26 protein-coding genes are annotated in these 22,916 nt (G+C 66.1%); 9 read left to right on the top strand and 17 right to left on the bottom strand.

Features of this window, described 5'->3' with window-relative positions:
• Positions 1–16: 16 nt before the first annotated feature.
• The 7 genes from CKW46_RS00265 to CKW46_RS00235 form a co-directional block, all read right to left on the bottom strand.
• Positions 17–937 carry an MBL fold metallo-hydrolase gene (locus tag CKW46_RS00265; RefSeq protein ID WP_482052643.1) on the bottom strand — a complete coding sequence of 307 codons (921 nt, stop codon included), beginning with the start codon at positions 935–937 and terminating at the stop codon, positions 17–19.
• The gene (locus CKW46_RS00260) at positions 937–1,695 is read right to left on the bottom strand and encodes a LamB/YcsF family protein (RefSeq protein WP_015357436.1); all 759 of its coding nucleotides are present in this window, start codon (positions 1,693–1,695) and stop codon (positions 937–939) included. Before CKW46_RS00260 ends, CKW46_RS00265 begins: the two co-directional genes overlap by 1 nt.
• An 18-nt stretch (positions 1,696–1,713) precedes the next feature.
• Positions 1,714–2,463, bottom strand: coding sequence for a sensor domain-containing protein (locus tag CKW46_RS00255; RefSeq protein WP_482052642.1), 750 nt, complete (start codon positions 2,461–2,463; stop codon positions 1,714–1,716).
• 14 nt (positions 2,464–2,477) lie between these two features.
• A complete protein-coding gene (locus CKW46_RS00250) occupies positions 2,478–3,146 on the bottom strand; it encodes a sensor domain-containing protein (protein ID WP_412176918.1) in 669 nt (222 codons plus the stop codon).
• 134 nt (positions 3,147–3,280) lie between these two features.
• Positions 3,281–4,132, bottom strand: coding sequence for a metal ABC transporter permease (locus CKW46_RS00245; protein ID WP_020785706.1), 852 nt, complete (start codon positions 4,130–4,132; stop codon positions 3,281–3,283).
• Positions 4,129–4,947, bottom strand: a complete 819-nt coding sequence (locus tag CKW46_RS00240) for a metal ABC transporter ATP-binding protein (RefSeq protein ID WP_012396594.1) — start codon at positions 4,945–4,947, stop codon at positions 4,129–4,131. Before CKW46_RS00240 ends, CKW46_RS00245 begins: the two co-directional genes overlap by 4 nt.
• A gap of 8 nt (positions 4,948–4,955) precedes the next feature.
• Positions 4,956–5,864, bottom strand: a complete 909-nt coding sequence (locus CKW46_RS00235) for a metal ABC transporter solute-binding protein, Zn/Mn family (protein WP_012396593.1) — start codon at positions 5,862–5,864, stop codon at positions 4,956–4,958.
• Positions 5,865–5,956: 92 nt separating this feature from the next.
• Between CKW46_RS00235 and CKW46_RS00230 the strand changes: the two genes are divergently transcribed.
• The gene (locus CKW46_RS00230; protein WP_015357431.1) at positions 5,957–7,036 is read left to right on the top strand and encodes an Rv3575c family transcriptional regulator; all 1,080 of its coding nucleotides are present in this window, start codon (positions 5,957–5,959) and stop codon (positions 7,034–7,036) included.
• A 6-nt stretch (positions 7,037–7,042) separates the two neighbouring features.
• Here the strand turns inward: CKW46_RS00230 and kstR are convergent, their stop codons facing one another.
• Positions 7,043–7,645, bottom strand: a complete 603-nt coding sequence (gene kstR / locus CKW46_RS00225; protein WP_011741789.1) for a cholesterol catabolism transcriptional regulator KstR — start codon at positions 7,643–7,645, stop codon at positions 7,043–7,045.
• Positions 7,646–7,926: 281 nt separating this feature from the next.
• On the opposite strand from kstR, the gene CKW46_RS00220 reads away from it, so the two are divergent.
• On the top strand, positions 7,927–10,062 hold the full coding sequence (locus CKW46_RS00220; RefSeq protein WP_482052641.1) for an acyl-CoA dehydrogenase family protein: 2,136 nt from the start codon (positions 7,927–7,929) through the stop codon (positions 10,060–10,062).
• A gap of 15 nt (positions 10,063–10,077) precedes the next feature.
• Here CKW46_RS00220 and CKW46_RS00215 read toward each other — a convergent pair whose 3' ends face one another.
• Together CKW46_RS00215 and CKW46_RS00210 are read right to left on the bottom strand one after the other, a co-directional pair.
• On the bottom strand, positions 10,078–10,608 hold the full coding sequence (locus tag CKW46_RS00215) for a hypothetical protein (RefSeq protein ID WP_015357428.1): 531 nt from the start codon (positions 10,606–10,608) through the stop codon (positions 10,078–10,080).
• Positions 10,609–10,653: 45 nt separating this feature from the next.
• A complete protein-coding gene (locus CKW46_RS00210; RefSeq protein WP_482052640.1) occupies positions 10,654–11,730 on the bottom strand; it encodes a ferredoxin--NADP reductase in 1,077 nt (358 codons plus the stop codon).
• Between the two features lie 193 nt (positions 11,731–11,923).
• On the opposite strand from CKW46_RS00210, the gene hsaA reads away from it, so the two are divergent.
• From hsaA to hsaB, 4 genes are read left to right on the top strand one after another with little or no spacing between them, the layout of a single operon-like run.
• Positions 11,924–13,108, top strand: a complete 1,185-nt coding sequence (hsaA, locus tag CKW46_RS00205) for a 3-hydroxy-9,10-secoandrosta-1,3,5(10)-triene-9,17-dione monooxygenase oxygenase subunit (RefSeq protein ID WP_015357426.1) — start codon at positions 11,924–11,926, stop codon at positions 13,106–13,108.
• Positions 13,108–13,995, top strand: coding sequence for a 4,5:9,10-diseco-3-hydroxy-5,9,17-trioxoandrosta-1(10),2-diene-4-oate hydrolase (gene hsaD, locus CKW46_RS00200; protein WP_117437616.1), 888 nt, complete (start codon positions 13,108–13,110; stop codon positions 13,993–13,995). Before hsaA ends, hsaD begins: the two co-directional genes overlap by 1 nt.
• Positions 13,992–14,894, top strand: coding sequence for an iron-dependent extradiol dioxygenase HsaC (gene hsaC / locus CKW46_RS00195; RefSeq protein ID WP_015357424.1), 903 nt, complete (start codon positions 13,992–13,994; stop codon positions 14,892–14,894). The genes hsaD and hsaC overlap by 4 nt, the downstream gene beginning before the upstream one ends.
• A gap of 11 nt (positions 14,895–14,905) precedes the next feature.
• Positions 14,906–15,472: a 3-hydroxy-9,10-secoandrosta-1,3,5(10)-triene-9,17-dione monooxygenase reductase subunit gene (gene hsaB / locus CKW46_RS00190; protein WP_482052639.1), complete on the top strand. Its 567-nt coding sequence runs from the start codon at positions 14,906–14,908 to the stop codon at positions 15,470–15,472.
• 85 nt (positions 15,473–15,557) lie between these two features.
• Here hsaB and CKW46_RS00185 read toward each other — a convergent pair whose 3' ends face one another.
• Positions 15,558–15,965 (bottom strand): hypothetical protein, encoded by a 408-nt coding sequence (locus CKW46_RS00185; RefSeq protein WP_011741781.1) that lies wholly within the window; start codon positions 15,963–15,965, stop codon positions 15,558–15,560.
• Between the two features lie 149 nt (positions 15,966–16,114).
• Here CKW46_RS00185 and CKW46_RS00180 point away from each other — a divergent pair, with 149 nt between their 5' ends.
• Positions 16,115–16,492, top strand: a complete 378-nt coding sequence (locus tag CKW46_RS00180) for a BlaI/MecI/CopY family transcriptional regulator (RefSeq protein WP_041300676.1) — start codon at positions 16,115–16,117, stop codon at positions 16,490–16,492.
• A gap of 8 nt (positions 16,493–16,500) precedes the next feature.
• Positions 16,501–17,421 (top strand): M56 family metallopeptidase, encoded by a 921-nt coding sequence (locus tag CKW46_RS00175; protein WP_238559455.1) that lies wholly within the window; start codon positions 16,501–16,503, stop codon positions 17,419–17,421.
• Here the strand turns inward: CKW46_RS00175 and CKW46_RS00170 are convergent.
• The 4 genes from CKW46_RS00170 to CKW46_RS00155 form a co-directional block, all read right to left on the bottom strand.
• Entirely contained in the window at positions 17,416–18,303 is an 888-nt protein-coding gene (locus tag CKW46_RS00170) for a cytochrome c biogenesis CcdA family protein (RefSeq protein ID WP_015357420.1), read from the bottom strand. The two genes, CKW46_RS00175 and CKW46_RS00170, sit on opposite strands and share 6 nt — an antisense overlap.
• A complete protein-coding gene (locus tag CKW46_RS00165) occupies positions 18,300–18,845 on the bottom strand; it encodes a thiol:disulfide interchange protein (RefSeq protein WP_012396581.1) in 546 nt (181 codons plus the stop codon). The genes CKW46_RS00170 and CKW46_RS00165 overlap by 4 nt, the downstream gene beginning before the upstream one ends.
• 141 nt (positions 18,846–18,986) lie before the next feature.
• A complete protein-coding gene (locus CKW46_RS00160) occupies positions 18,987–19,145 on the bottom strand; it encodes a DUF8730 family Cys-rich protein (protein WP_157912179.1) in 159 nt (52 codons plus the stop codon).
• Positions 19,145–19,726 carry a mycothiol-dependent nitroreductase Rv2466c family protein gene (locus CKW46_RS00155; RefSeq protein WP_117437612.1) on the bottom strand — a complete coding sequence of 194 codons (582 nt, stop codon included), beginning with the start codon at positions 19,724–19,726 and terminating at the stop codon, positions 19,145–19,147. Before CKW46_RS00155 ends, CKW46_RS00160 begins: the two co-directional genes overlap by 1 nt.
• A gap of 182 nt (positions 19,727–19,908) precedes the next feature.
• Here CKW46_RS00155 and CKW46_RS00150 point away from each other — a divergent pair, with 182 nt between their 5' ends.
• The gene (locus CKW46_RS00150) at positions 19,909–20,751 is read left to right on the top strand and encodes an arylamine N-acetyltransferase family protein (RefSeq protein WP_015357418.1); all 843 of its coding nucleotides are present in this window, start codon (positions 19,909–19,911) and stop codon (positions 20,749–20,751) included.
• Positions 20,752–20,764: 13 nt separating this feature from the next.
• Here CKW46_RS00150 and CKW46_RS00145 read toward each other — a convergent pair whose 3' ends face one another.
• Together CKW46_RS00145 and ipdE2 are read right to left on the bottom strand one after the other, a co-directional pair.
• Positions 20,765–21,940 carry a pyridoxal phosphate-dependent aminotransferase gene (locus CKW46_RS00145; RefSeq protein WP_015357417.1) on the bottom strand — a complete coding sequence of 392 codons (1,176 nt, stop codon included), beginning with the start codon at positions 21,938–21,940 and terminating at the stop codon, positions 20,765–20,767.
• A complete protein-coding gene (gene ipdE2 / locus CKW46_RS00140) occupies positions 21,937–22,899 on the bottom strand; it encodes an acyl-CoA dehydrogenase IpdE2 (protein WP_482052638.1) in 963 nt (320 codons plus the stop codon). The genes CKW46_RS00145 and ipdE2 overlap by 4 nt, the downstream gene beginning before the upstream one ends.
• Positions 22,900–22,916: the final 17 nt, after the last annotated feature.

The following is a 22,916-nucleotide window of genomic DNA, read 5'->3' as shown; positions in this document are numbered from 1 at the left end:
GCAGCTCTTTACGTCTTTACACCCAGGGATCCTCGCGTTGCCACACGGTCGGCATCTGCAACGGGATGCCGTCTTGTGCAGCCAACTCATCGAGAATACGGATGGACATATCCAGATCGTCGGCCGCATAAGGAAAGGCCCGCATCGGCTTTGACAGCGGGCGGAAGAAGTCGTCCCAGTGGACAAGGACCACGCGGCGTGCCGCGACCGCGCGCACCACCTCGTTCCAATAGTCGATCAGGTATGACCGCCGTTGCAGCCCCAGCTGGCCGACGCCGAGGTAGACGACCTCGGCGCGGTAGCCGTCCAGCGCGCCGGCGACGAATCCGGCGCTGCCCTGGATCAGCAGCCGCCGCCCCGACGGTCGGTGGTGGATGTGCGTCGACCAGGCTTCACCGCAGCGGTAGGCCGACGCCTTTACCGGTGGGACCACCGGCTCGCTGATCACCCCGGGAAATCGGTCCGGGGGGCAGTGGTGCGACTCGATCAGGGTGACGTCGTAGGCGCCCAACTCCATCGACTGGCCGGGGACAGCCACCACCAGGCGATCCTCGGCCAGCCCGTAGCCGCGCCCGATATTGGCCGCGGATTCGCCACCGACCAACAGCGCGCCGGTACGATCGGCCACCAGTGCGGAGTCCATCGCGTGGTCGATATGGGTGTGCACCGGTATGACGGCCGCCAGTTCCGACGCCTTGGCTTGGGCCAGGCAGCCGTCGACACGCGCCGCCGATGGCGCCAGCTTGCCGGCAGCGACCTGCGCCAGGCTCTGCCGGGAGAAGTATCCGTCGGTCATCAGCGCCGATGAGCCGTCGTCGAGTAGCACCGTCGACACACCGATCCACATCGCCGAGAGCGGAGCATCGGGCTTGGCAGCGGGAACGCCAAACCGATGTGAATAGCGCTTGAGGTCGGGCCGCCCGAATCGAAGACGCATCAGCAAAACGCCCTTATCTCGTTGCCGGCCGCCGTCAGCCGGTCCCGCACCGCCGTCGCGATCTGCACCGCGCCGGGCGAATCCCCGTGCACACAAATCGATTCCATGGTGATCGGGACTTGCGTGCCGTCGACCGCGGTGACCTTGCCCGAGGCCACCATGGACACCGCCCGCTGCGCGATCGCCGCGGCATCGGCCAGCACCGCACCGTGCTCGCGACGCGAGACCAGTTGTCCGTCGGACCGGTAGGCGCGATCGGCGAACGCCTCGGCGACCGTGCGTAGCCCAAGGTCGGTCGCTTGTTGGAAAAACACCGAGCCCGTCATCCCCAGCACCGGCAGCGTGGCGTCCACCATCCGTACCGCCTCGGCGACGGCGGCCGCCTGGTCCCGGTGGGTCACGATGGTGTTGTACAGGGCGCCATGGGGTTTGACGTAGGACACCGTGGATCCACAAGACTGGGCTATGGCCTGCAATGCGCCGATCTGGTACACGACTTCGGCGACCAGATCTTCCGGGTCCACATCGATGAAACGCCTGCCGAAGCCAGCAAGATCGCGATAGCCCACCTGGGCTCCGATCCGCACCCCCCGCTCGGCGGCCGCCCGGCACACGCGAAGCAGGCCGGCAGGTTCTCCGGCGTGAAAGCCGCACGCCACGTTGGCGCTGGTGACTATTCCAAGCATGGCGTCGTCGTCGCCCAACTGCCAAATGCCGAAGCCTTCGCCCAAGTCGGCGTTGAGGTCGATATAGGGCACGTGCCTAGCTTATGGGGACTATTGGGGTATCCGGGAGATCACCTGGTCGATGAGGTTTTCCAGCGCCGAGGTCGTGTTTTTGCTCATCAGGCAGACCCGCGCCTCGGCGAGCACGCTGTCCTGCAACGCCATCGCGTGTGAACACGTCCATCGGGGGTCTTCCTGTTGGCGCAGCAACACCTCGATGCGCGAGCCGCTGGCGATCACAGGTCCGGTGTTGAAGTAGCTGTGGTTGCCGTTGGAAGAGTGAAAGCCGTATCGCCGATTCGCGCAGCCCTGCCAGTCCTGGCGCGCGCGTTGCAGCAATGCGGCGGCATCGGCGGCGACGGGAAACGATGTGAGTAGCTGTGTGACGTCGGCCTGTACGACATTGGGGCTGGTCATCTGGTTGCCGCGCATCGCGACCCAGCCGCTGTTGGCGTAGACGGACGTGTCGCCGATCGACGCCAGCCCCAGGCAGGTGGGATCGTCGACGACCTTGGACCCGTCGGCTGTGCCGGTAATCGCGCCGACCAGCGACATGTTGGTTCCACCGACTAGCGCCACCACTTGTTGCTGAGTCAGCAGTGCTCCCTCCAGTGCGGCCGCCGCCACAATGCGTGGCGCTGCTCTGGTGGTTGTGGTGGGGGCATAGCCCAGGTTGGCGGCCGGCAAGGCGGTGCCCGCCACGGTGGTGCTACAGCCGGCCAGCGCCAGAGCGGCCGTCGCTGCCAGCGCTATCGCGCCCCGCGCCAGCCTCAGGTGGGGAACCCAGCCGGTTACCTGCATGGCCCGCTGCGGGCCTACTGTTTGGCGGCTTTGGCCGCGATCTGTTGCGCAACATCGGCCGCCACCGAACCCGATTGGCTGTAGGCGCACGTCACCACATCGATGGCGACGTTGTTGCGCACGGTCAGAGTCCGTTGGCAGGTCCATCCGTCGCCGGCTTCCTGGACCTGGGAGGTGCTCAGCATGCCGTTGTCATTGACGACGTCGGAGACCGTCCAGATGGTGTCGGGTTGGTCCGTGCTGACGTCGGTGAAACGGCGATTCGAGCAGTTGCCCCAACTGCGTACCGAGGAGTTGTAGAAAGCGCTGGCATCGTGGGCGCTGGGAAAGGCCACAACGGCCTGAATGGCGTAGTGCTTGCGTCGCTTGGAATCATCGACGCTGTCGTCCATCCGCTGGCCTCGCATCGCGGTCCAACCGGTGCCGGCGTACACCTCGTCCTGGGCGGGGCCATCGACTGCCAAGCAGTTCTTGTCCGAGATGTTCTTGCTCCAGTCCCACATCGCCTTGGCGTTGAACCAGACTTTCATCGAGGTCGCGCCCAGTGCGCTGTCGATCTGGCTGACGTCGAGCAGGAGATCGTCCAGCGCTGAAACGGCGATCGGAGTCTGGTTCAACGGCCCCGACATATCCGCGGCCACTGCATTGCCATCGACGATGTTGGTGCAACCGGTGACGAGCATGCCCGCACCTCCCACCAGCGCGGCTAGCGCGGCGACTCGCTGGCGCACTATTCCCTCCCCTCACGACCCCCAACGACGGCCGCAAGTCGGTGCACCCGGCTTGACGACCGTGTGCGACCAGGATAAACGCTGCCTCAGCGGTGGCGCCCCAGCAGTCGACAAATCAGATAGATCAGGAAGGAGATGGTGGCCACAAACACCGACACCGGTACCCCGGGGGCCAGGGACAACACGATGCCACCCACGGCCGCCACCTCCGCGAAAACCACCGAGGTCAGGATCGCCGCGGCCGGTGCGGTGACCACTCGCGCGGCCGCGGCGGCCGGGGTGATCAGCAAGGACATCACCAGCAGGGCTCCGACGATCTGGACCGCCTGAGCCGCCACCACACCGACCAGGGCGGCAAAAACGATGCTCAGGGTGCGCACCGGGACGCCGCGGGCCGCGGCGACCTCGGGGTCGACGGTGGCGAACAGCAGCGGCCGGTAACAGATCGCCAGCGCCGCGACGACAAGAACGCAGATCAGCGCCAGCATGGTCAGGCCGGAATAGCCGACGCCGACGATCTGGGCGGTCAGTAGCGCGAAGCTGGTTCCGGTCCGTCCCGGGTAGAGGTGGATGAACAGGACTGCCAAGCCCATCCCGAACGCCAGCACGACGCCGATCACCGAGTCACGCTCGCGGGCACGCTGGCCCAGAATGCCGAACAGTGCCGCCGCCAACGCGCTGCCCACCAGCGCGCCGACGCCCACCGGCAACCCGGACAGCAGTGCGAACGCCGCTCCGGTCAGCGATAACTCGCTCGAGCCGTGAACGGCGAACGACATCTGGCGCATCACGACGAACGGCCCGATCAATCCGGCCACCAGCCCGAGCAACGCGGCGGCTATCAGCGCCTGCTGGACGAAGTCGTGTCTGAGTAGGTGGGCGGTGATGTCGAACGCGAACAGATGGTCCAGCATGTCGACGAGCCGGTCGTTGGTCATCGGAGCCCGTCCTGGGCGTCGACTACCAGATAGCGGGTGTGGGGGCCCTTGACGACTTTGATCACCTCGATATCGGCGCGGTACAGCGTCGAGAGGGTCTGGCTGGTCATCACCTGCTCGACGGTGCCGATCAGGAATCGCCCGTCGACCAGGTAGAGCACCCGGTCCACGTACGGCAAGATCGGGTTGACCTCGTGGGTGACCACCATGACCGCGGTTGCGGCCTCCCGGCGACGGCGATCGAGCAGGGCGGCGACCAGGTTGGCGTTGGCCGGGTCGAGGGCCAGTAGCGGTTCATCGCACAGCAGCAACGACGGGTCGCTTGCCAGTGCCTGGGCGACGCGTATCCGCTGCAGCTCGCCCCCCGACATCAGCCCCACCCGGACGTCGGCAAGCCGCTCACCGTCGACCTGCTGCAGCGCCCGCTGCACGGCTTCGCGGCGACGGGCCCGCTCGCCCGAGCGCAACGCAACCGCACCCCACCGGCATCCGTCGACACCCAGCCCGACCAGGTCGCGCCCGCGCAGCATCACCTCCCGGTCGATCGGATGGTGCTGTGGGACATAGCCGATATGGCCGCGGCGCGTTCGACCGGTGTCGAGCCTGGCGCCGTCCACCAGCGCCACACCTGCGCTCAACGCGAGTTCGCCGAGCAACACCTTGAGCAACGAGGTCTTGCCGGTGCCGTTGGGCCCGAGCACGGCGATGAATTCGCCGCGTGACACCGACAGATCGAGGTCCTCCCACAGGACCCGATCGCCGAATGCCAGCCGCGCACCGCGCAGCGCAATTGCCGGGTGGTTCGACTGGTTCAAGGACGTGCCTAGCGGCCGGACCGCAACGCCGCCGCCAGCTGGTCGACGGTGTTGCGCTGCCAGGTCAGGTAGTCGGTGTCGATCGGCATGGTCTCGGACACTTCGGCCACGGGCACCCCGGCCCGGTGCGCGGCGGCCTGCAGACCGGCGGTCGTGGCGGTGGCGGTCTGCGGGTTGACCAATAACGCCGCGACCTCCCGGCGGTCGATCAGGGTCAGCACCGAGGCGAGGTCGGCGGGTGCCGGATCGCTGTCGTTCTCATTGGCCTGAGCGAATGCGGCCGGGGTGCGATTGACCAGTCCGGAGGCCGCTAGCAGGTAGTGCACCACGGGTTCGGTCGCGATGACCCCTACGGCCGGGTGCTCGGCACCGATGGCGCGTTCGGAATCGACGATGGCGTCCGCGTTGCGGCCGAACTCGACCGCGTTGGTCCGGTATTCGGCGGCATGGGCCGGGTCGATGATCGCCAGCCGTTCGGCGATCGTGGCGGCGACGGACTTGGCGACGTGCAGGTTGTAGAAGACGTGCTCGTCGGGTGGGCGTGCCGCATCGGTTCCCAGCAGGGAGTAGGCGTCGATTGCGTTGATGGCCGGATGGTTGGCCAGCACGTTGTCCACCCACGGGTCGTAGCCGCCGCCGTTGTAGATCAGCAGGCTGGAGTCGGCGATCATGGCGGCGTCGACCGGACTGGCCTGATACGAGTGCGGGTCCGAAGCCGCGCCCGTGAGGATTGACTTCACCGCGAGATGTCCTCCGGCGACGGCGCGCGCCACGCTGCCCCAGACATCGGTTGATGCCACCACCGCGGCCGCGCCGGGGTGCGCGTCGTGGTCGGTTCCGCACGCCGCAACACCGGTTGCGCCGAGCACGGATAGCAGGATGGCCGAGAACCCGTGTGCCACCCTGACCCGCAACATACCTCTAATAGTAATGACAACCGTTTCCATTAGAAACTCGACTGGTCGCGTCGCGTGGCCGTGCGGCCGGGGGCGTTGTAGCCTCACCGAACGTGAGTCCCACTCCGCGGCGGCGTGCGACTCTGGCGTCGTTGGCAGCCGAACTCAAGGTGTCGCGCAGCACCATCTCGAATGCCTTCAACCGGCCGGACCAGCTCTCCGCCGAACTGCGTGAACGGGTGCTGGCCACGGCCAAGCGGATGGGCTATCCGGGGCCTGATCCGGTGGCCCGCTCGTTGCGGACTCGAAAAGCGGGCGCCGTCGGTTTGGTGATGGCCGAGCCGCTGACCTACTTCTTCAGCGACCCCGCGGCACGCGACTTCGTAACCGGTGTGGCGCAATCCTGCGAGGAGCTGGGGCAGGGGCTGTTGTTGGTGGCCGTCGGTGCCAGCCGGAGCCTCGAAGATGGCACCGCGGCAGTGCTCAATGCCGGGGTGGACGGTTTCGTCGTGTACTCGGTCCGCGACGACGATCCCTACCTGCAGGTGGTTCTGCAGCGCCGGCTACCGGTGGTGGTGGTCGACCAGCCCAAGGAGCTGGCCGGGGTGTCCAGGGTGGGCATCGACGACCGGGCGGCGATGCGCAAGATCGCCGATTACGTGCTGAGCTTGGGGCATCGTCAGATCGGGCTGTTGACCATGCGCCTGGGCCGGGACCGGCGCCAAGATCTGGTCGATGCCGAGCGGCTCAAGTCGCCGACTTTCGATGTGCAGCGTGAGCGCATCACGGGCGTGTGGGAGGCGATGACCGCCGCCGGTGTCGATCCGGAATCGCTGACCGTGGTGGAAAGCTACGAGCACCTGCCGACCTCGGGTGGCGACGCGGCCAAGGTGGCGCTGGAAGCCAACCCGCGGATCACGGCCTTGATGTGCACGGCGGACATCTTGGCCTTATCGGCCATGGATTACCTGCGCGGGCACGGCATTTATGTTCCGGGGCAGATGACCGTGACCGGGTTCGACGGCGTGCCCGAAGCGATCAGCCGGGGATTGACGACGGTGTCGCAGCCGAGCCTGCAAAAGGGCCGCCGCGCCGGGGAGCTGCTGCAGAACCCGCCGCGATCCGGTCTGCCGGTCGTCGAGCTGCTCGATACCGAGCTGATCCGGGGCCGCACCGCGGGCCCGCCGGCTTGACCGGTGTTAGGCGGTCGCCTCCTGATCGCCGATCAGCAGCCGTACCGCCAAATCCAGCCGTTTGCTGACGTCGGTGGCCGAGGCGCGCCGGGTCAGCCACGCGAGCAGGTTCGAGAGCCACACGTCGGAAATCACCCGGGCGATGTGGTACTGGTCCTCGGTGGGCTCGCCGTCGGCCATCGCCCGGGCAAACATGCTGTCGATGAGCTTTTCCACCTGGTCGACCTCGGTGGCCGCAGATGCGTCGGCGAACACGTAGGCGCGTGTCATCGCCTCGGTGAGCAGCGGATTGCGCTGCATCGCCCGGTTGAGTTTTCCGACCATGAAGTTGAGCCGCTGAAACGGCGTGCCGCCGGTCATCGCCGACCGGTCCGTCTTGGCGTCGATGCGGCTGAACTCGCGGCCCAGCGCCGACACCAGCAGATGAACCTTCGACGGGAAGTACCGGTACAGCGTGCCGACCGCGACGTCGGCCCGGTCGGCCACGGCACGCATCTGCACGGCCTCGTAGCCGCCCTTCGAGGCGATGGCCATGGTGGCGTCCAGGATGCGCTTGCGGCGCTCCCGCTGTGCCTCCGAGCCCAGCTCTGATTCAGCCAGTACTGCCACCTTCACGACCTCACGAGGTTGTGCGTCGGCAGCACGGCCAGGGTTGGTGTTCGCTGGCGACATCTGGCGGGCAACTCCTCTCCCGGGCGGATCGCGGCAAAACGATACGCATGTTGTGCGTAAATTTCTCACCTCCGCGTAGCCGGGACAACGACGTGTACTGGCCTAATGGCCACCAACTTGACGTTGGTCGTCTGCACTATTAGAACACGTTCTAGTAAGAATGAACGGTTCTCGGACATGTTCGAGCAATGTGAATTTGATGACGCGGAGGACTGCAGGTGGTAGCGATTGTCTCCGACCAACAGTTGGCGGCGCGCGAGTTGGTGCGCGACTGGGCCCGAACTGCGGCCGCGGGGGAGATTCCGACCGCCGCGAGCCGTGAAATTGAGCGGGGAAACGCCGACGCTTGGCGCCCGGTGTTCACCGGCCTGGCCGAACTGGGTCTGTTCGGCGTTGCGGTTCCGGAGGACCACGGCGGTGCCGGCGGCACCATCGAGGACCTGTGCGCCATGATCGAGGAAGCGGCCAAGGCGCTGGTGCCGGGGCCGGTGGCCAGCACCGCCGTGGCCACCGCGGTGCTGGCCGAGGCCGGCGCCGAACCCCAGTTGCTGGCCGCACTGGCGTCGGGCGACCGGTTCGCCGGGCTGGCGCTCGAGGGTGAGCTGCAGTTCGACCAGAACACCTCCCTCGCCTCGGGTAGCGCCCCGCTGGTACTGGGCGCTATCGCCGGCGGCGTGGTGCTGCTGCCGGCCGGGGCGAGTTGGCTGCTCGTCGACACCACCGCCGAGGGGGTGGCGGTGGAGCCATTGGCGGCCACGGACTTTTCCCGGCCGCTGGCCCGGGTGGTAATGGCCGCGGCGCCGGCGCTGTCGCTGGGCGAGTTGGGGCAGCGGGTCGAGGATCTGACCGCGACCGTGCTGGCGGCCGAGGCGGCCGGGGTCACCCGGTGGGCGTTGGAAACCGCGGTGGCCTACGCCAAGGTGCGCGAGCAGTTCGGCAAGCCGATCGGTAGCTTCCAGGCCATCAAGCACCTCTGCGCCGAGATGCTCTGCCGGGCCGAGCAGGCCGACGTGGCCGCCGCCGACGCGGCCCGGGCGGCCGCGGAGTCCGACGACCAACAATTCGCACTCGCGGCGGCGCTGGCCGCCGGCATCGGCATTTCGGCCGCGAAGGCCAATGTCAAAGACTGCATTCAGGTGCTCGGCGGTATCGGCTGCACCTGGGAGCACGACGCTCATCTGTATCTGCGCCGGGCCCACAGCATCGGCCGATTCCTCGGCGGCGCCGAGCGCTGGCTGCGCCGCGTCGCCGCGTTGACCCAGGCCGGTGTGCGTCGTCGCCTCGACATCGACCTTTCTGAGGTGGCCGACCTGCGTCCCGAGATCGCCGCGGCCGTCGCAGACGTTGCCGCGCTGCCCGAGCAGAAGCGTCAGGTCGCCCTGGCCGAAGCCGGCCTGCTGGCACCGCATTGGCCGGCGCCCTACGGGCGCGGCGCATCCCCGGCCGAGCAATTGCTGATCGACCAGGAGCTGGCGGCGGCCGGCGTGGTGCGGCCGGATCTGGTGATCGGGTGGTGGGCGGCGCCCACCATCCTCGAACACGGCACGCCCGAACAGATCGCGCGCTTTGTACCGAGCACCCTGCGTGGTGACTTCCTTTGGTGTCAGCTGTTTTCCGAGCCGGGTGCCGGTTCGGACCTGGCGTCACTGCGCACCAAGGCGGTCCGCGGTGACGGCGGCTGGCTGCTGACCGGACAGAAGGTATGGACCTCCGCGGCGCACAAAGCCCGGTGGGGCGTGTGCCTGGCCCGGACCGACCCGGACGCCCCGAAACACAAGGGCATCACCTACTTCCTGCTGGACATGACCGCGCCGGGGATCGAGATCCGGCCGCTGCGTGAGATCACCGGCGACTCGTTGTTCAACGAGGTCTTTCTGGAGAACGTGTTCATTCCCGACCAGATGGTGGTCGGAGCGGTCAACGACGGCTGGCGGCTGGCCCGCACCACACTGGCCAACGAGCGGGTCGCGATGGCCACCGGGACGGCGCTGGGCAACCCGATGGAAGAGCTGCTCGAGGTGCTGGCCGAGCTGAAACTCGACACCGGCCAGCAGGATCGGCTGGCCAGGTTGATCGTTGCCACCCAAACCGGTGCACTGCTCGATCAGCGCATCGCCCAACTGGTCATGGGCGGGCGGGATCCGGGAGCGCAATCCAGCGTGCGCAAGCTGATCGGAGTGCGTTATCGCCAGGCGCTGGCCGAATACATGATGGATGTGTCCGCCTGCGGCGGTCTGGTGGAGAACCGTGCCGTGTTCGATTTCCTCAACACCCGGTGTCTCACGATTGCCGGTGGCACCGAACAGATCCTGCTGACCGTGGCGGCCGAACGGCTGCTGGGTCTGCCGCGCTAGCTGCCGCCGGGAGCGCTAGGAGAAGTTGGTCTGCGCGCAGGTGCTGGGGGAGGTGAGGTTGACCCCAGGGTAGACCACCTGCATGTGCGTGCACACGTAGACATTCACGTTGGTCATCGGCTGGCCGGTTTCCCAGCTGGCGGAGTCGATCACGCCGGTCGTCTGGTACTTGTCGGGTGGGCCCTCGCCGAAGTAGACGGTGGTGATCACGTCGGAGCCGGCCTGCTTCATCACCCGTTCGAACTGGCTGGTGGCGTGCGCGTCCAGGTAAGCCAATCGATTCGACGACCTGATCTCGGTGGTTTGACGTGCCCACAACCCGGGCGGAAAGCCGGTCGGGCCTTCTGGGGTGCGCAGGTTTACTCCGGCGACGAAGTCGCAGCTGCCGTTGGGGTGGCAGTCGACGAACGAGTGCGTCTCGAGTTGGGTGGTCTCATCGACCGGGAACAGGGTGGTGGCGGTATTGCTGGCCGCGGCCGAGGTGGGACTGGGCAAGAAGGTGAGCATCAGCGCGGGAATCGCCAGGCCTGTCATCAGCCGCCTCATCGTGCGTCCTCTCGTCGACCCGTCTGGGTGAACTTAACGCCGCGACTATTCGTCGTAGGTCACTTCCACCGAATCAGATTCCGGGTGAGATTGACAGGCCAAAATCAGTCCATCGTCGAGATCCTGCTGCTCGAGCACGTCGTTGACTTCCATGTTCACCTTGCCGCTGCGCAGGGTGGCCGCGCAGGCGCCGCAGTGCCCTTCCCGGCACGAGAACGGTGCGTCCAAACCGGCGGCCAGCAGCACGTCGAGCAGCTTGGCGCTGCGCGGCCAGGACACGGTGTGGGTTTGTCCGTCCAGTTCCACCACCGCCGTGGCCGGTGGTTCGGCCGCGGAGTCCTCGACCGTCACCGCCGCGAACGGATCCGACTCCAGCGACTTGAACACCTCGATATGCACTTGCCCGGCAGGCACATCCAGGGTCTGCAGGGCGACGCGCGCGGTCTCCATGAACGGGCCGGGGCCGCAGATGAAGGCGGTTCGGCCGGTGAAGGGCGCGGCCAGCTGTGCCAGTGCGGTCGCGCTGGGCAGTCCCTGCAGCGACTCGAGCCAATGCACCACCGTGAGCCGGTCCGGATACTTGGCGGACAGCTCGCGCAGTGCGTCGGCGAATATCACCGAGCGTTCGTCGCGGTTGGCGTAGAGCAGCGTCACCTGCCCGCTGCCCTCGGCCAGCGCCGACTTGCAGATCGACATGATCGGGGTGATCCCGCTTCCCGCCGCCAGCAGCAGAAAGTCGTCATCGAGCGTCTTGGGTACGAAGTTGCCCGACGGCGCCAGCACATGGATGCGCATCCCCTGATGGGCGTTGTCGCACAGCCAGTTGGACGCATAACCGTCGGCGGTGCGCTTGACCGTCACGGTCAGCGCGTCATCGGTAAACGGCGAGCTGCACAGCGAGTAGCAACGCGCCACCGAACCGGTGCGCTCGCTGGGAACCCGAAGCGTCAGAAACTGGCCGGGCGCGTAGCGTAGGCGCTCCGGTGGGATCCGAGGGTCATCGGAACCGTCCGGAACGGCGAACACCAGCGACCGGGCGTCGTCGGTTTCGGCGACGACCTCGGCGATCTGCAGTTCCAGGACATGGCTGCCAAGTGGCTCGTCAGGAATTGCGTCGGTCAATAGCCGCCCTCTCCTTGGTCTCGACTAGAACATGTTATAGAAAACTCGATTCACATCGCTACCAGGTGCAGGAATACCCTGCTCGACACAAATCGGAACGTGTTCTAGTCTTGCTCTAGGTTCCATGCCCGGCTGTTCCGTGGGTCCGCATCGGCCGCGGTGCCCAGTCCGCACTCGCAGGAGGCAAAGGTAAGTGACGACGATTCAACAGCGCGATGCGCAGTCGGTGCTGGCTGCCATCGATGATCTGCTCCCGAAGCTTCGGGAGCGGGCTCAAGCGACTGAGGATCTGCGCAGGCTGCCGGACGAGACCGTCCAGGCACTCGAAGATGTCGGCTTCTTCACCCTGCTGCAACCCGAGCAGTGGGGCGGCCTGCAGTGCGATCCCACGCTGTTCTACGAGGCGACGCGGCGGCTGGCGAGCGCGTGCGGTTCCACCGGCTGGGTGAGCTCGATCATCGGCGTGCACAACTGGCATCTGGCACTGTTTGATCAGCTTGCCCAGGAAGAGGTCTGGGGCAGTGACCCCAAGACGCGGATCTCCTCGTCCTATGCGCCGATGGGCGCGGGCGTCGTGGTCGACGGCGGCTACCTGGTCAACGGCTCATGGAACTGGTCATCCGGCTGTGATCACGCGACCTGGTGTTTCGCGGGTGGTCCGGTGATCAAGGACGGCCGCCCGGTCGACTTCGGTAGCTTCCTGATTCCCCGTACCGAGTACCGCATCGACGATGTCTGGCATGTGGTCGGTCTGCGAGGCACCGGCAGCAACACCGTGGTGGTCAAAGATGTTTTCGTGCCACGGCACCGGTTCCTGTCTTACAAGGCGATGAACGACCACACCGCGGGCGGGCTGCAGACCAACACCGCACCCGTCTACAAAATGCCATGGGGCACAATGCACCCCACCACGATCACGGCCCCCATCGTCGGGATGGCCTACGGCGCGTACGACGCGCACGTCGAGCACCAGGGCAAGCGCGTGCGTGCCGCATTCGCCGGCGAGAAGGCCAAGGATGACCCGTTCGCAAAGGTCCGCATCGCCGAAGCGGCCAGCGACATCGACGCCGCCTCGCGACAGCTGATGGGCAACGTCGGTGACGAGTACGCGTTGTTGTCCGCCGGCAAAGAGATTCCCTTCGACCTGCGGACGCGGGCGCGTCGTGATCAGGTGCGCGCCACCGGCCGGTCGATCGCCTCGATTGACCGGTTGTTTGAGGCCTCCGGTGCTACCGCCCTGGCCAATGACGCTCCTATTCAGCGGTTCTGGCGCGACGCGCACGCCGGTCGGGTGCATGCGGCCAACGACCCCGAGCGTGCTTACGTGATATTCGGGAACAACGAATTCGGGTTGCCGGCCGGCGACACCATGGTCTGATGACAGTGACCCAGTCCAAGACTGCAGAGCACACATTCGAATCCACCTCGCGCTATGCCGAGGTCGACGTCGACGGACCGCTGAAGCTGCACTATCACGAAGCGGGCGTCGGCAACGATCAGACCGTGGTGCTGTTGCACGGCGGCGGACCCGGGGCGTCGAGCTGGTCGAACTTCGCCCGCAATATCGAGGTGCTGGCCCAGCAGTTCCACGTGCTGGCCGTCGACCAGCCCGGATACGGTCACTCCGACAAGCGGGCCGAGCACGGCCAGTTCAATCATTATGCGGCTAGGGCGCTCAAGGAATTGTTCGACCAATTGGGGCTGGGACGCGTTCCGTTGGTGGGCAATTCGCTGGGCGGCGGCACCGCGGTGCGCTTTGCGCTCGACTACCCGGACCGGGCCGGACGTTTGGTGTTGATGGGACCGGGCGGGTTGAGCATCAACCTGTTTGCGCCTGACCCGACCGAAGGGGTGAAACGGCTGGGGAAGTTCTCGGTCGCACCCACCCGGGAGAACCTCGAGGCGTTCCTGCGGGTCATGGTCTACGACCAGAAGCTGATCACCCCCGAGCTGGTGGACCAGCGTTTTGAACTGGCCTGCACACCTGAGTCGCTGGCCGCCACGCGGGCAATGGGAAAGTCTTTTGCCGCAGCGGATTTCGAGCTCGGCATGATGTGGCGCGAAGTTTACAAGCTGCGTCAGCCGGTACTGCTGATCTGGGGTCGTGAGGATCGGGTGAATCCGCTCGACGGAGCGCTGGTGGCGCTGAAAACGATCCCGCGCGCCCAGCTGCACGTCTTCGGGCAGTGCGGACATTGGGCGCAGGTGGAGAAGTTTGACGAGTTCAACCGGATGACCATTGATTTCTTAGGAGGTGCGAGATGAGCATCCGTTCGCTGGGCTATCTGCGCATCGAAGCCGCCGATATGGCTGCCTGGCGCGAGTACGGGCTCAAGGTGCTCGGCATGGTCGAGGGAAAAGGCAGTACCGAGGGTGCGCTGTATCTGCGCATGGATGACTTTCCGGCCCGGCTGGTGATCGTGCCCGGCACCCAGGACCGGTTAGCCGAGGCCGGCTGGGAATGTGCGGATGCCCAAGGGCTGCAAGAAATCCGGAATCGGCTCGACGTGGAAGGCACGCCCTACAAGGAAGCTACCGCCGCCGAACTGGCGGACCGCCGCGTCGACGAGATGATCTTGTTCTCCGACCCATCGGGAAACCCGCTGGCGGTGTTCCACGGCGCCGCGCTGGAGCACCGGCGGGTGGTGAGCCCGTATGGGCACAAGTTTGTCACCGGTGAGCAGGGGCTGGGGCACGTCGTGCTGACCACCCGCGACGACGCCGAGGCGCTGCACTTCTATCGGGATGTGCTGGGCTTCAAGCTGCGTGACTCGATGCGGATGCCGCCGCAGGTGGTTGGCCGTCCCGCTGACGGAGCGCCGGCCTGGTTGCGCTTCTTCGGCTGCAATCCCCGCCACCATTCGCTGGCTTTCCTGCCGCTACCGACGCCCAGCGGCATCGTGCATTTGATGGTCGAGGTGCAGAATTCCGACGACGTGGGTCTGTGCCTGGACCGCGCGTTGCATCGCAAAGTACCCATGTCGGCCACCCTGGGCCGGCATGTCAACGACCTGATGCTGTCGTTCTACATGAAGACGCCCGGCGGGTTCGATGTTGAATTCGGTTGTGAGGGAAGACAGGTCGATGACCACGATTGGATCGCCCGGGAAAGTACAGCGGTCAGTCTGTGGGGCCATGACTTCACGGTCGGCGCTCGCGGCTAGCTCGGACGAAAATGGCGGCTGACCCGATCGACCCGCGCACATTTCGCCACGTGCTCGGACAGTTCTGCACCGGGATCACCATCATCACCACGGTGCATGACGACGTGCCGAGTGGGTTTGCGTGTCAGTCTTTTGCGGCGCTGTCGCTGGACCCGCCGCTGGTGTTGTTCTGTCCGACCAAGGTGTCGCGTTCCTGGAAAGCCATCGAGGCCAGCGGCCGGTTCTGCGTGAACGTGCTCACCGAGAAACAAAAGTCCGTGTCGGTGCGGTTCGGGTCCAAGGAGTCCGACAAGTTCGCCGGTATCGATTGGCGCCCTTCTGAACTCGGTTCGCCGATCATTGATGGGTCGCTGGCCTACATCGATTGCACGGTGGCCTCGGTGCATGACGGCGGAGATCACTTCGTGGTCTTCGGCGCGGTTCATTCGCTATTGGAAGTGCCCAAGATCAAGCCTCGGCCGCTGCTGTTCTACCGGGGCGACTACACGGGCATCGAACCGGACAAGACCACGCCCGCTCAGTGGCGTGACGACCTGGAAGCGTTTTTGACCGCAACGACCCAGGACACCTGGCTCTAGCGGGCTGCCTCCCTCTTCCCGCGAACGCAACGCCACGGCGAAAATCAAGGGGAAAATTTCGCCGTGGCGCTACGCCCGCCTTCGGTTACCGGCTGCTACCGGTGTCCACGGCGTCGCTTTGCGAAGCGGTCTGCGATGATTGCGCCCCGGCTTCTGGGGCCAGGTCCTCGGCGCGTTGCCACTGCTCGTCTAGTTGCGTCCGGGTCGCTTCGGCCTCGCTTTGGTGTTGGGCCGCGCGTTCCTGCAACCGCGCGGCTTCGGCGGCCTTCACCTCGGCCTCGGCTTGGGCGGCGCGCGCCTTGGCAGCGGTTTCGTCGGCGAGTGCCCGACGTCGTTCCAGTTGGGCGGCCTGAAGTCGGGCCTGCTCGCGAATCTCTTCGGCCTGCTGTTGCCGGCGGTGGCGCCGCGTCCTGCTGGCCACGACGATCAGGCCGCCGAGCACGACTATCGCTGCTACTACCCCGACAACGATCCAAATCATGCTGCTGTTCATGAGGGCTCCGGTGCTAGTCGGTGGTGCTGTGGTCGTCTGTACCGGGTTCCCCGTATTTGACAGAAATCAAGCAAGCGCGAATCGGCTGCATATCGCGGTTGTTCGGCACCGGAATAGCGATCGGCGCGAACGTGCGAGAGAGTAGAGCCGTGCAGGTTCGGTGCTTCGGCGAACTCGAGACGGTCGTCATGGACCGCGTATGGGACCACGGCGGGGCCGTGACGGTACGCGGCGTCTTCGATGACCTGGCTCACGACCGCCAGATTGCCTACACCACGGTGATGTCCACCATGGACAATCTGCACCGCAAGGGCTGGTTGCAGCGCGAACGGGTGGGCAAGGCGTTCAGTTACTGGCCGACCATGACTCGCGAAGAGCATTCCGCCCGCCTGATGCACGATGCCTTCGACGCCGGCGGCGATTCGGACCTGGTCTTGGCGTTTTTTCTGAAACAGATGGATGAACACGATGCTGTGCGGGTCCGCGACGCGCTGCGCCGGATCATCGACGACCAGGAAGAGTCATGAACGCGGCTTTGCTCTTATTTGCGTACGCATCCGCCCTGATCTGGGTAGGGCCGGTGCTGCTGCGACGGGTTACCGGCACCGGGGTGCACCCGCGGCTGGCGGTGGCGTCATGGCTGAGCGCGGTGTTCGCCGCTATTGCCGCATGGGTGGGCGCTCTGGTGTTCCTCGGCGCGGCGGTATTGGACAGCATATGGCGCCACCGGGCCCTGGCCCTGTGCCTCAAAGAGCTGGGCCTTGCCGGCGAACTGGGCCTGCCGCGCGGGATCGCCTCGGCGCTTGCGGTGGGTGTGCTGTCGACCGGAGCGGTGGCCACCGTCATCGTGTGTTGGCGCATGGGCCGGCAGTTGCGGCGCCAGCGATCCGCCAGTCGGCTGCACGCGGCGACCGCCCGAACGATCGGAGGAGCCAGCGACTGGCCCGGCGTGGTTGTGGTCCCGGCGCCACAGCCCGCGGCCTACTGCGTGACCGGCCGTCCGAACTCGGTCATCGTGGTCACCAGCGGCGCGCTCGGCCGCCTCGATGAGCCGCAGCTGGCGGCCGTGCTGGCACACGAATACGCGCACCTGGCCAGCCGCCACCACGACTTGCTCATGGCGCTGCGGGCGCTGGCGTCGAGCCTGCCGCGGCTACCACTGTTCGCCGCGGCAGCAAAGGTGGTGGCCGACCTTCTCGAGATGTGCGCCGACGACGTCGCGGTGCGCAGCCACGGCAAGATGGCGTTACTGCGCGGCCTGTTGGCGCTGACCGAGGGGCCAGCCATGGCGCCGGCCGCATTGGGCGCGGCCAATACCGCCACGGTGGCTCGTGCCGAACGGCTGGCCATCTCGGTGTCGCGCCGCAGTTGGTGGCAGGAGCGGTTGATGCTCTGGGCGACCATCGGTCTCGCGGTGGTTTCGCCGATGTTCCTTGGACTGGCTTGTCGGCTATGACGTTGGGTCGGGCAGCGATTGCGCGGCGGGATTGCTGGCGCGCCGTCGCGCCAGGGTGTGCCAGCCCACGGCGACGGCGACAAGTGCTGCCGCGACACCCAGTAGCAGCCACGGGCTGAGCCCGTCTACCAGCCGAATCAAGCTGTCCTGCAGCGTGCTTGCGGCCTGGATCACCGGGTCGTCGGTTTCGGCGCTGGTGAAATACAGCCGGATTTCGTAGTAGCCGTAGTAGGCGACGTAAAGGCCGGTGATGAGGACGATCACGCCCGCGATCCGGCCCACGAAAGGCAAGATGCGCCGAAACGCTGCGGTGGCAGATGAACCGGCCAGCGCAACGGTGAGCGCCGCTACGCCCACCGTGAGGGTCATTCCGACGGCATAGGCGACGAAGGCCAGCACCCCCGACAGTACGGAGCCCTGTTTGAAGGTGGTGCTGATCACCGCGAGAAACGGCGCAACGGTGCAAGATAGCGAGGCGACGGCGTAGCCCACGCCGTAGCCGTACATGGAACCGAGCCGAGTTGTCGGCGTACCCCCCATGCTCTTGGGCAAGATGATGCTGAGTTCCTTGCCGGCCAGTAGCCAGATGGCAAGACCGACAAGCAGCACCCCGATGACCACCGTCGCGAACGGCAGGTATCTCTGGGCCGAAGCTATGACCGGTGAAATCAGCAGTCCGAAAACACCGAACACCGTGAGGAAGCCGAGCGACATTCCCGCGGTGGCCGCTCCGGCGCGCAGCACCGCTCGTGGTCGGGAGGTGCCTTGGCTGCCGGCGATCACCAAGCCCAGATAACCGGGGAGAAAGGCAAAGCCGCACGGATTGAGGGCGGCCACCAGCCCGGCGCCCAAGGCAAAGCTCAGGGCCGCGGTATTGATCATTTCCCGGTGAGCCCGTTGACCCGCTCGGTCAACTGGGCTTCGCTCAGTCCACCCTTGACCACCTCGACCTCGCCGTTGGCGGAGATGAACGCCCATGCCGGTTGCTGTGTGACACCGAAGTTGGACCACACCTGGCCGTCGCTGTCGGCAAGTTGGGTCACGTCGCCCAACTGGTATTTGTCGACGAAGGCCTGCATCGCGGAGGCTTCCTCGCGGGCGGCCACCCCGACGAATGTCGCCTCCGGGTTGGCGGCCGCGGCTTTAGCCACGATCGGTGCTTCCTGTTGGCACTTGGGGCACCACGGTGTCCAGAACCACAACACCGTGGCCTTTCCCGCCAGGCTCTCTCCCGAGAAGGGCTTCCCATCAATGGTTTTGGTGGTGAACTGCAGTTGGGCCGGGACATGCGCGGCCCGGTTGGCCACCGCGTTCGATGACGACGCGGGGGCGCCCGCTGGTGAGGCCGTTCCGGAAGAACCGCATGCTGCGATGGTCAATGCGGCGGCGATGCCGGCGAGCGAGGCGATCAGGCGGCGGGGCATGGTGATTCCCTTCCCGTCGAGTTCGAGGGTTCGGTGACGATGGCCAACAAAATACTATCTACGTACGTAGATAGTAGTTGGTTCACCGGGCGGCGCGAGACGCCGCCTGCCCGCTACCTCAAATACCGGGAAATCCCGTCGTCAGGGGCGCCGCGGCGGCCAAAATCGTTTCGAGGTGTCCTTGGGGTGGCCGGGGCACCACTGGGATTCCGGCACCATCGCGCGAACCTGATCCACGTGCGCCCCGCAGCCCGACCAGGTCACCTTTCCGCAGGTTCGGCATTTGACTGGGCTACACATCAGCGGGCCGTCCCATCGAGAACCGGCGGCCCCTGGTAGGGCCGCTGCAAGACCGCGAATTCGGGGGTTTTTGCGGCGGTGAGCACCGCTTCGAGTAACCGCATGCCATCCGCACCGCTGGGCATCCGGGTGAGTACCGGTCCAAAAAAGCCTTGTCCGTCGACCGCGATGATCGGGCTGCCCGCGGTGCCGCCGAGGGCATCCTGGCTGGCCTGGTGTGCATGCCTGGCCTCGTCGTCGAGCCCGCTGTCGTCGAGGGTCTCGGACAGCGACTCGTCCAGGCCGGTCTCGGCGAGGGCTTCGCGGATGCCGCCTTGGGTGATCTCTTCGCGGCGAAGATGGATGCGGGTGCCGATCGAGTCATAGAGCCGGGCGAACGCGTCCGCTCCATACTTGGTCGTCACCGCGGCGAACAGCCGTCCCAGTTGCCGTGATCGCTGCATCATCTGCTGCTGCTTGGCGTCGAGGTCCTTGCCTTCGTTGAGAACGGCCAGGCTCATCTGGCGCAAGGTGACGGGGGTGTGCGTGCTTTGCGCGGCTTCGAGTAGCCAGCGCGAGGTGACCCACGCAAACGGACAAATCGGGTCGAGCTATAGCTCGACGTCGGCCACGGTTCCTCCTTCTCGCGACTGCTGCGGCGATGTCGCGGACGCTTCACCCTGGTTGGGTAGGGCGCTCCCGATAATACCCCCTTGGGTATTTCCTGTCGAAGTTCGCCGCTGGGCAGTCGCGCGGCGATTGGCGCGCCTAGCACAATGGCGCTATGGCGCTGGATCTGACCGGATACCTCGACCGCATCAACTATCGCGGTGCAACCGACCCGACGCTGGACGTATTGCGGGATTTAGTGAGCGCACACACTGGCGCGATCGCGTTCGAGAACCTGGACCCGTTGATGGGAGTGCCGGTCGATGACGTAAGTCCCGAAGCTCTGGCCGACAAGCTGGTGGACCGCCGTCGCGGTGGCTACTGCTACGAACACAATGGGCTGATCGGTTATGTGTTAGCCGAAATCGGATATCGGGTAAGGCGGCTAGCCGGACGTGTGGTGTGGCTGGCCCCGCCGGATGCGCCGACTCCAGCGCAAACACACACCGTATTGGCGGTGACCTTTCCGGGCTGCCAAGGGCCGTACCTGGTCGATGTCGGCTTCGGTGGGATGACGCCGACCGCTCCGTTGCGGCTCGAAACCGGCACCGTTCAGCAAACAGCTCTGGAACCCTATCGCCTCGACGATCGTGGCGACGGGCTGGTCCTGCAGGCGATGGTCCGCGACGAGTGGCAGGCGCTCTATGAGTTCAGCACGCTGACGCGGCCGCAAGTCGACCTCAGGGTTGGCAGCTGGTTCGTCTCAACGCACCCAACGTCGCACTTTGTCACCGGGTTGATGGCCGCGACCGTCGCCGACGATGCCCGGTGGAACTTGATGGGCCGCAACTTGGCCATCCACCGACGCGGCGGGACCGAGAAGATCCTGTTGGAAGACGCTGCCGCGGTAGTCGACACGCTGGGCGACCGGTTCGGCATCAACGTTGCCGACGTCGGAGAACGCGGCCGGCTCGAGGCCCGCATCGACAAAGTTTGTTTTGGAGCCGAAGACCGGTGACGCCTCTGGCCGGTTAGCGCTCCGGCAGCCAGGACTCGATCCTGCGCAGGGCCTCTCGGATGTCTTCGCTCGGTCCCGCGAATGACAGCCGGACGAAGGAATTTCCGCCTGCGGTGTCGAAGTCAATACCAGGGGCGATGGCAACGCCGTTGTCGGCCAGCAACTTTGAGCAGAACTTGAGCGAGTCGTCGGTGAAGTCGGAGACATCGGCATAGACGTAGAAGGCGCCGTCGGTGGGGGCCAGCCGGTCGATGCCGATGCGGCGCAGCCCGTCGAGCAGCGTCGAGCGGTTGCTGGCGTAGTGGCGCAGATTGCCGTCGGCTTCCTTGGTTGCCTCGGGGGTGAACGCCGACACCGCGGCAACCTGGGACAGCACCGGTGGGCAGATGGTGAAATTGCCGGTCAGGCAATCCACGGCGCGACGCAGCTCGGTTGGTACCAGCAGCCAGCCCAGCCGCCAGCCCGTCATCGCGTAGTACTTGGAAAAGCTGTTTACTACCACCGCGTTTCGCGACGTCTGCCAGGCGCAGCTGGTCGGCGGCGCGCCCTCATAGACCAGGCCATGGTAGACCTCATCGCTGATCAGTCGGGCGCCCGAGGCATCACACCACGACGCGATCGCGGCGAGTTCCTCCGGCGGAATGACCGTTCCGGTCGGATTGGCCGGACTGGCGACGATGACGCCCTGCACCGGCGGATCGATCTGGGCGAGCATGTCCGCGGTGGGTTGAAACCGGGTCTCGGGCCCGCACGGGATTTCCACGACTTCGCAGCCCAGCGCCGACAGGATGTTCCGGTAGCACGGATAGCCAGGACTGGCCAGCGCCACCCGGTCGCCCACATCGAAACACGCCAGGAAGGTGAGCAAGAAGCCACCGGAGGAGCCGGTGGTTATCACTACCGCCTCCGGTTCGACCGAGATTCCATGTTGGCGGTGGTAGTCCGCGGCGATTGCCGCACGCAACTCCGGAATACCCAGCGCTACCGTGTAACCGAGCTCGTTGAGGTGCAGGGCGGCGGCCGCGGCGGCACGTATCGGCTCTGGTGCGCCGACGCTGGGCTGGCCCGCCGAAAGGTTCACCAGATCGCCGTGGGTGCGTTGGCGTTCGGCGGCCGCCAGCCAGACGTCCATCACATAAAACGGTGGGATGCCCGCTCTACGGGCGATGTGGGTGTTCACGGCATTCATGGTATTGATGGCCCGGCTCCTAGTGCTTCCGATTCCAATCGGCGCAGCAGCTCTGGCGGTGAAGCAAGTAGGTGGGTGCTGCCGTGTGCTCGCTTGAAATACAGATGCATGTCGTGTTCCCAGGTGATCGCGATGCCGCCGTGCAACTGTATGCCCTCGGCGGCCACCGCGCACAGCGCTTCACAGGCCGCTAGCCGCGCGGTGGCGGCGCTGGTGGGCGTCGGCGCAGTGCAGGCCTCGGTGACCACGGCCCGAGCCGCGGCCACCTCGACGTACAGGTCGGCCATCCGGTGCTTGAGCGCCTGGAAGCTGCCGATCGGGCGGCCGAACTGCACCCGGCTCTTCGCGTACTCGACGGTTAGCTCCAAGCAGCGTTCGGCGGCGCCGATTTGTTCGGCCGCCAGCAGAATTCCCGCGGCATCTGCCAGGCCGGGGTCTTCACCCAGAAAAGCCGTCTCCTCGGCGCGCAGTTGGGCCAGTCTGCGGGTCGGATCCATGGTGGCCACCCGATGGGCGCTGAAACGGGTCCACCTGCTCAGTTGTCCCTCGGTGCTGGCGATGACGACATCCGCAGTATCCCCGTTGAGCACGTAGTCGGGGTCGAGCACCAGTGCCCCGATCGAGCTGCCCTCGGCCAGCCCGGCCAGCGTCTTGGCATCGGGTTCGGCAGCGGCCAGCAGGGCCAACTCCGCGAGCGTCGTGCCGAGCAGGGGAGAAGGTACCAGTGCCCGACCCAGCTCCTGCAAAACTATTGCGGCATCGGCCAGTTCGCCGCCCGCGCCGCCGAGCTCCTCGGGTATCACCAGGGCCGCGGCGCCAACCTGCTCACACAGCAGCCGCCATAACGTCTCGTCGTAGCCTCGTTCGGACTCCATTGCGCTGCGAACCGCCGCGGGGCTTGCGTGTTTGTTCACCAAGGCGGCGACGGTTTCCCGCAGCATCTCGCGCTCTTCGGTCATCGCCGCCGCTCCTTCTC

This window comes from Mycobacterium liflandii (assembly GCF_022354805.1).
In the GTDB taxonomy this organism is placed as follows: domain Bacteria; phylum Actinomycetota; class Actinomycetes; order Mycobacteriales; family Mycobacteriaceae; genus Mycobacterium; species Mycobacterium marinum.
The sequence above is the reverse complement of the archived record's forward strand: the minus strand, read 5'-3'. Positions and strand labels throughout refer to the sequence as shown.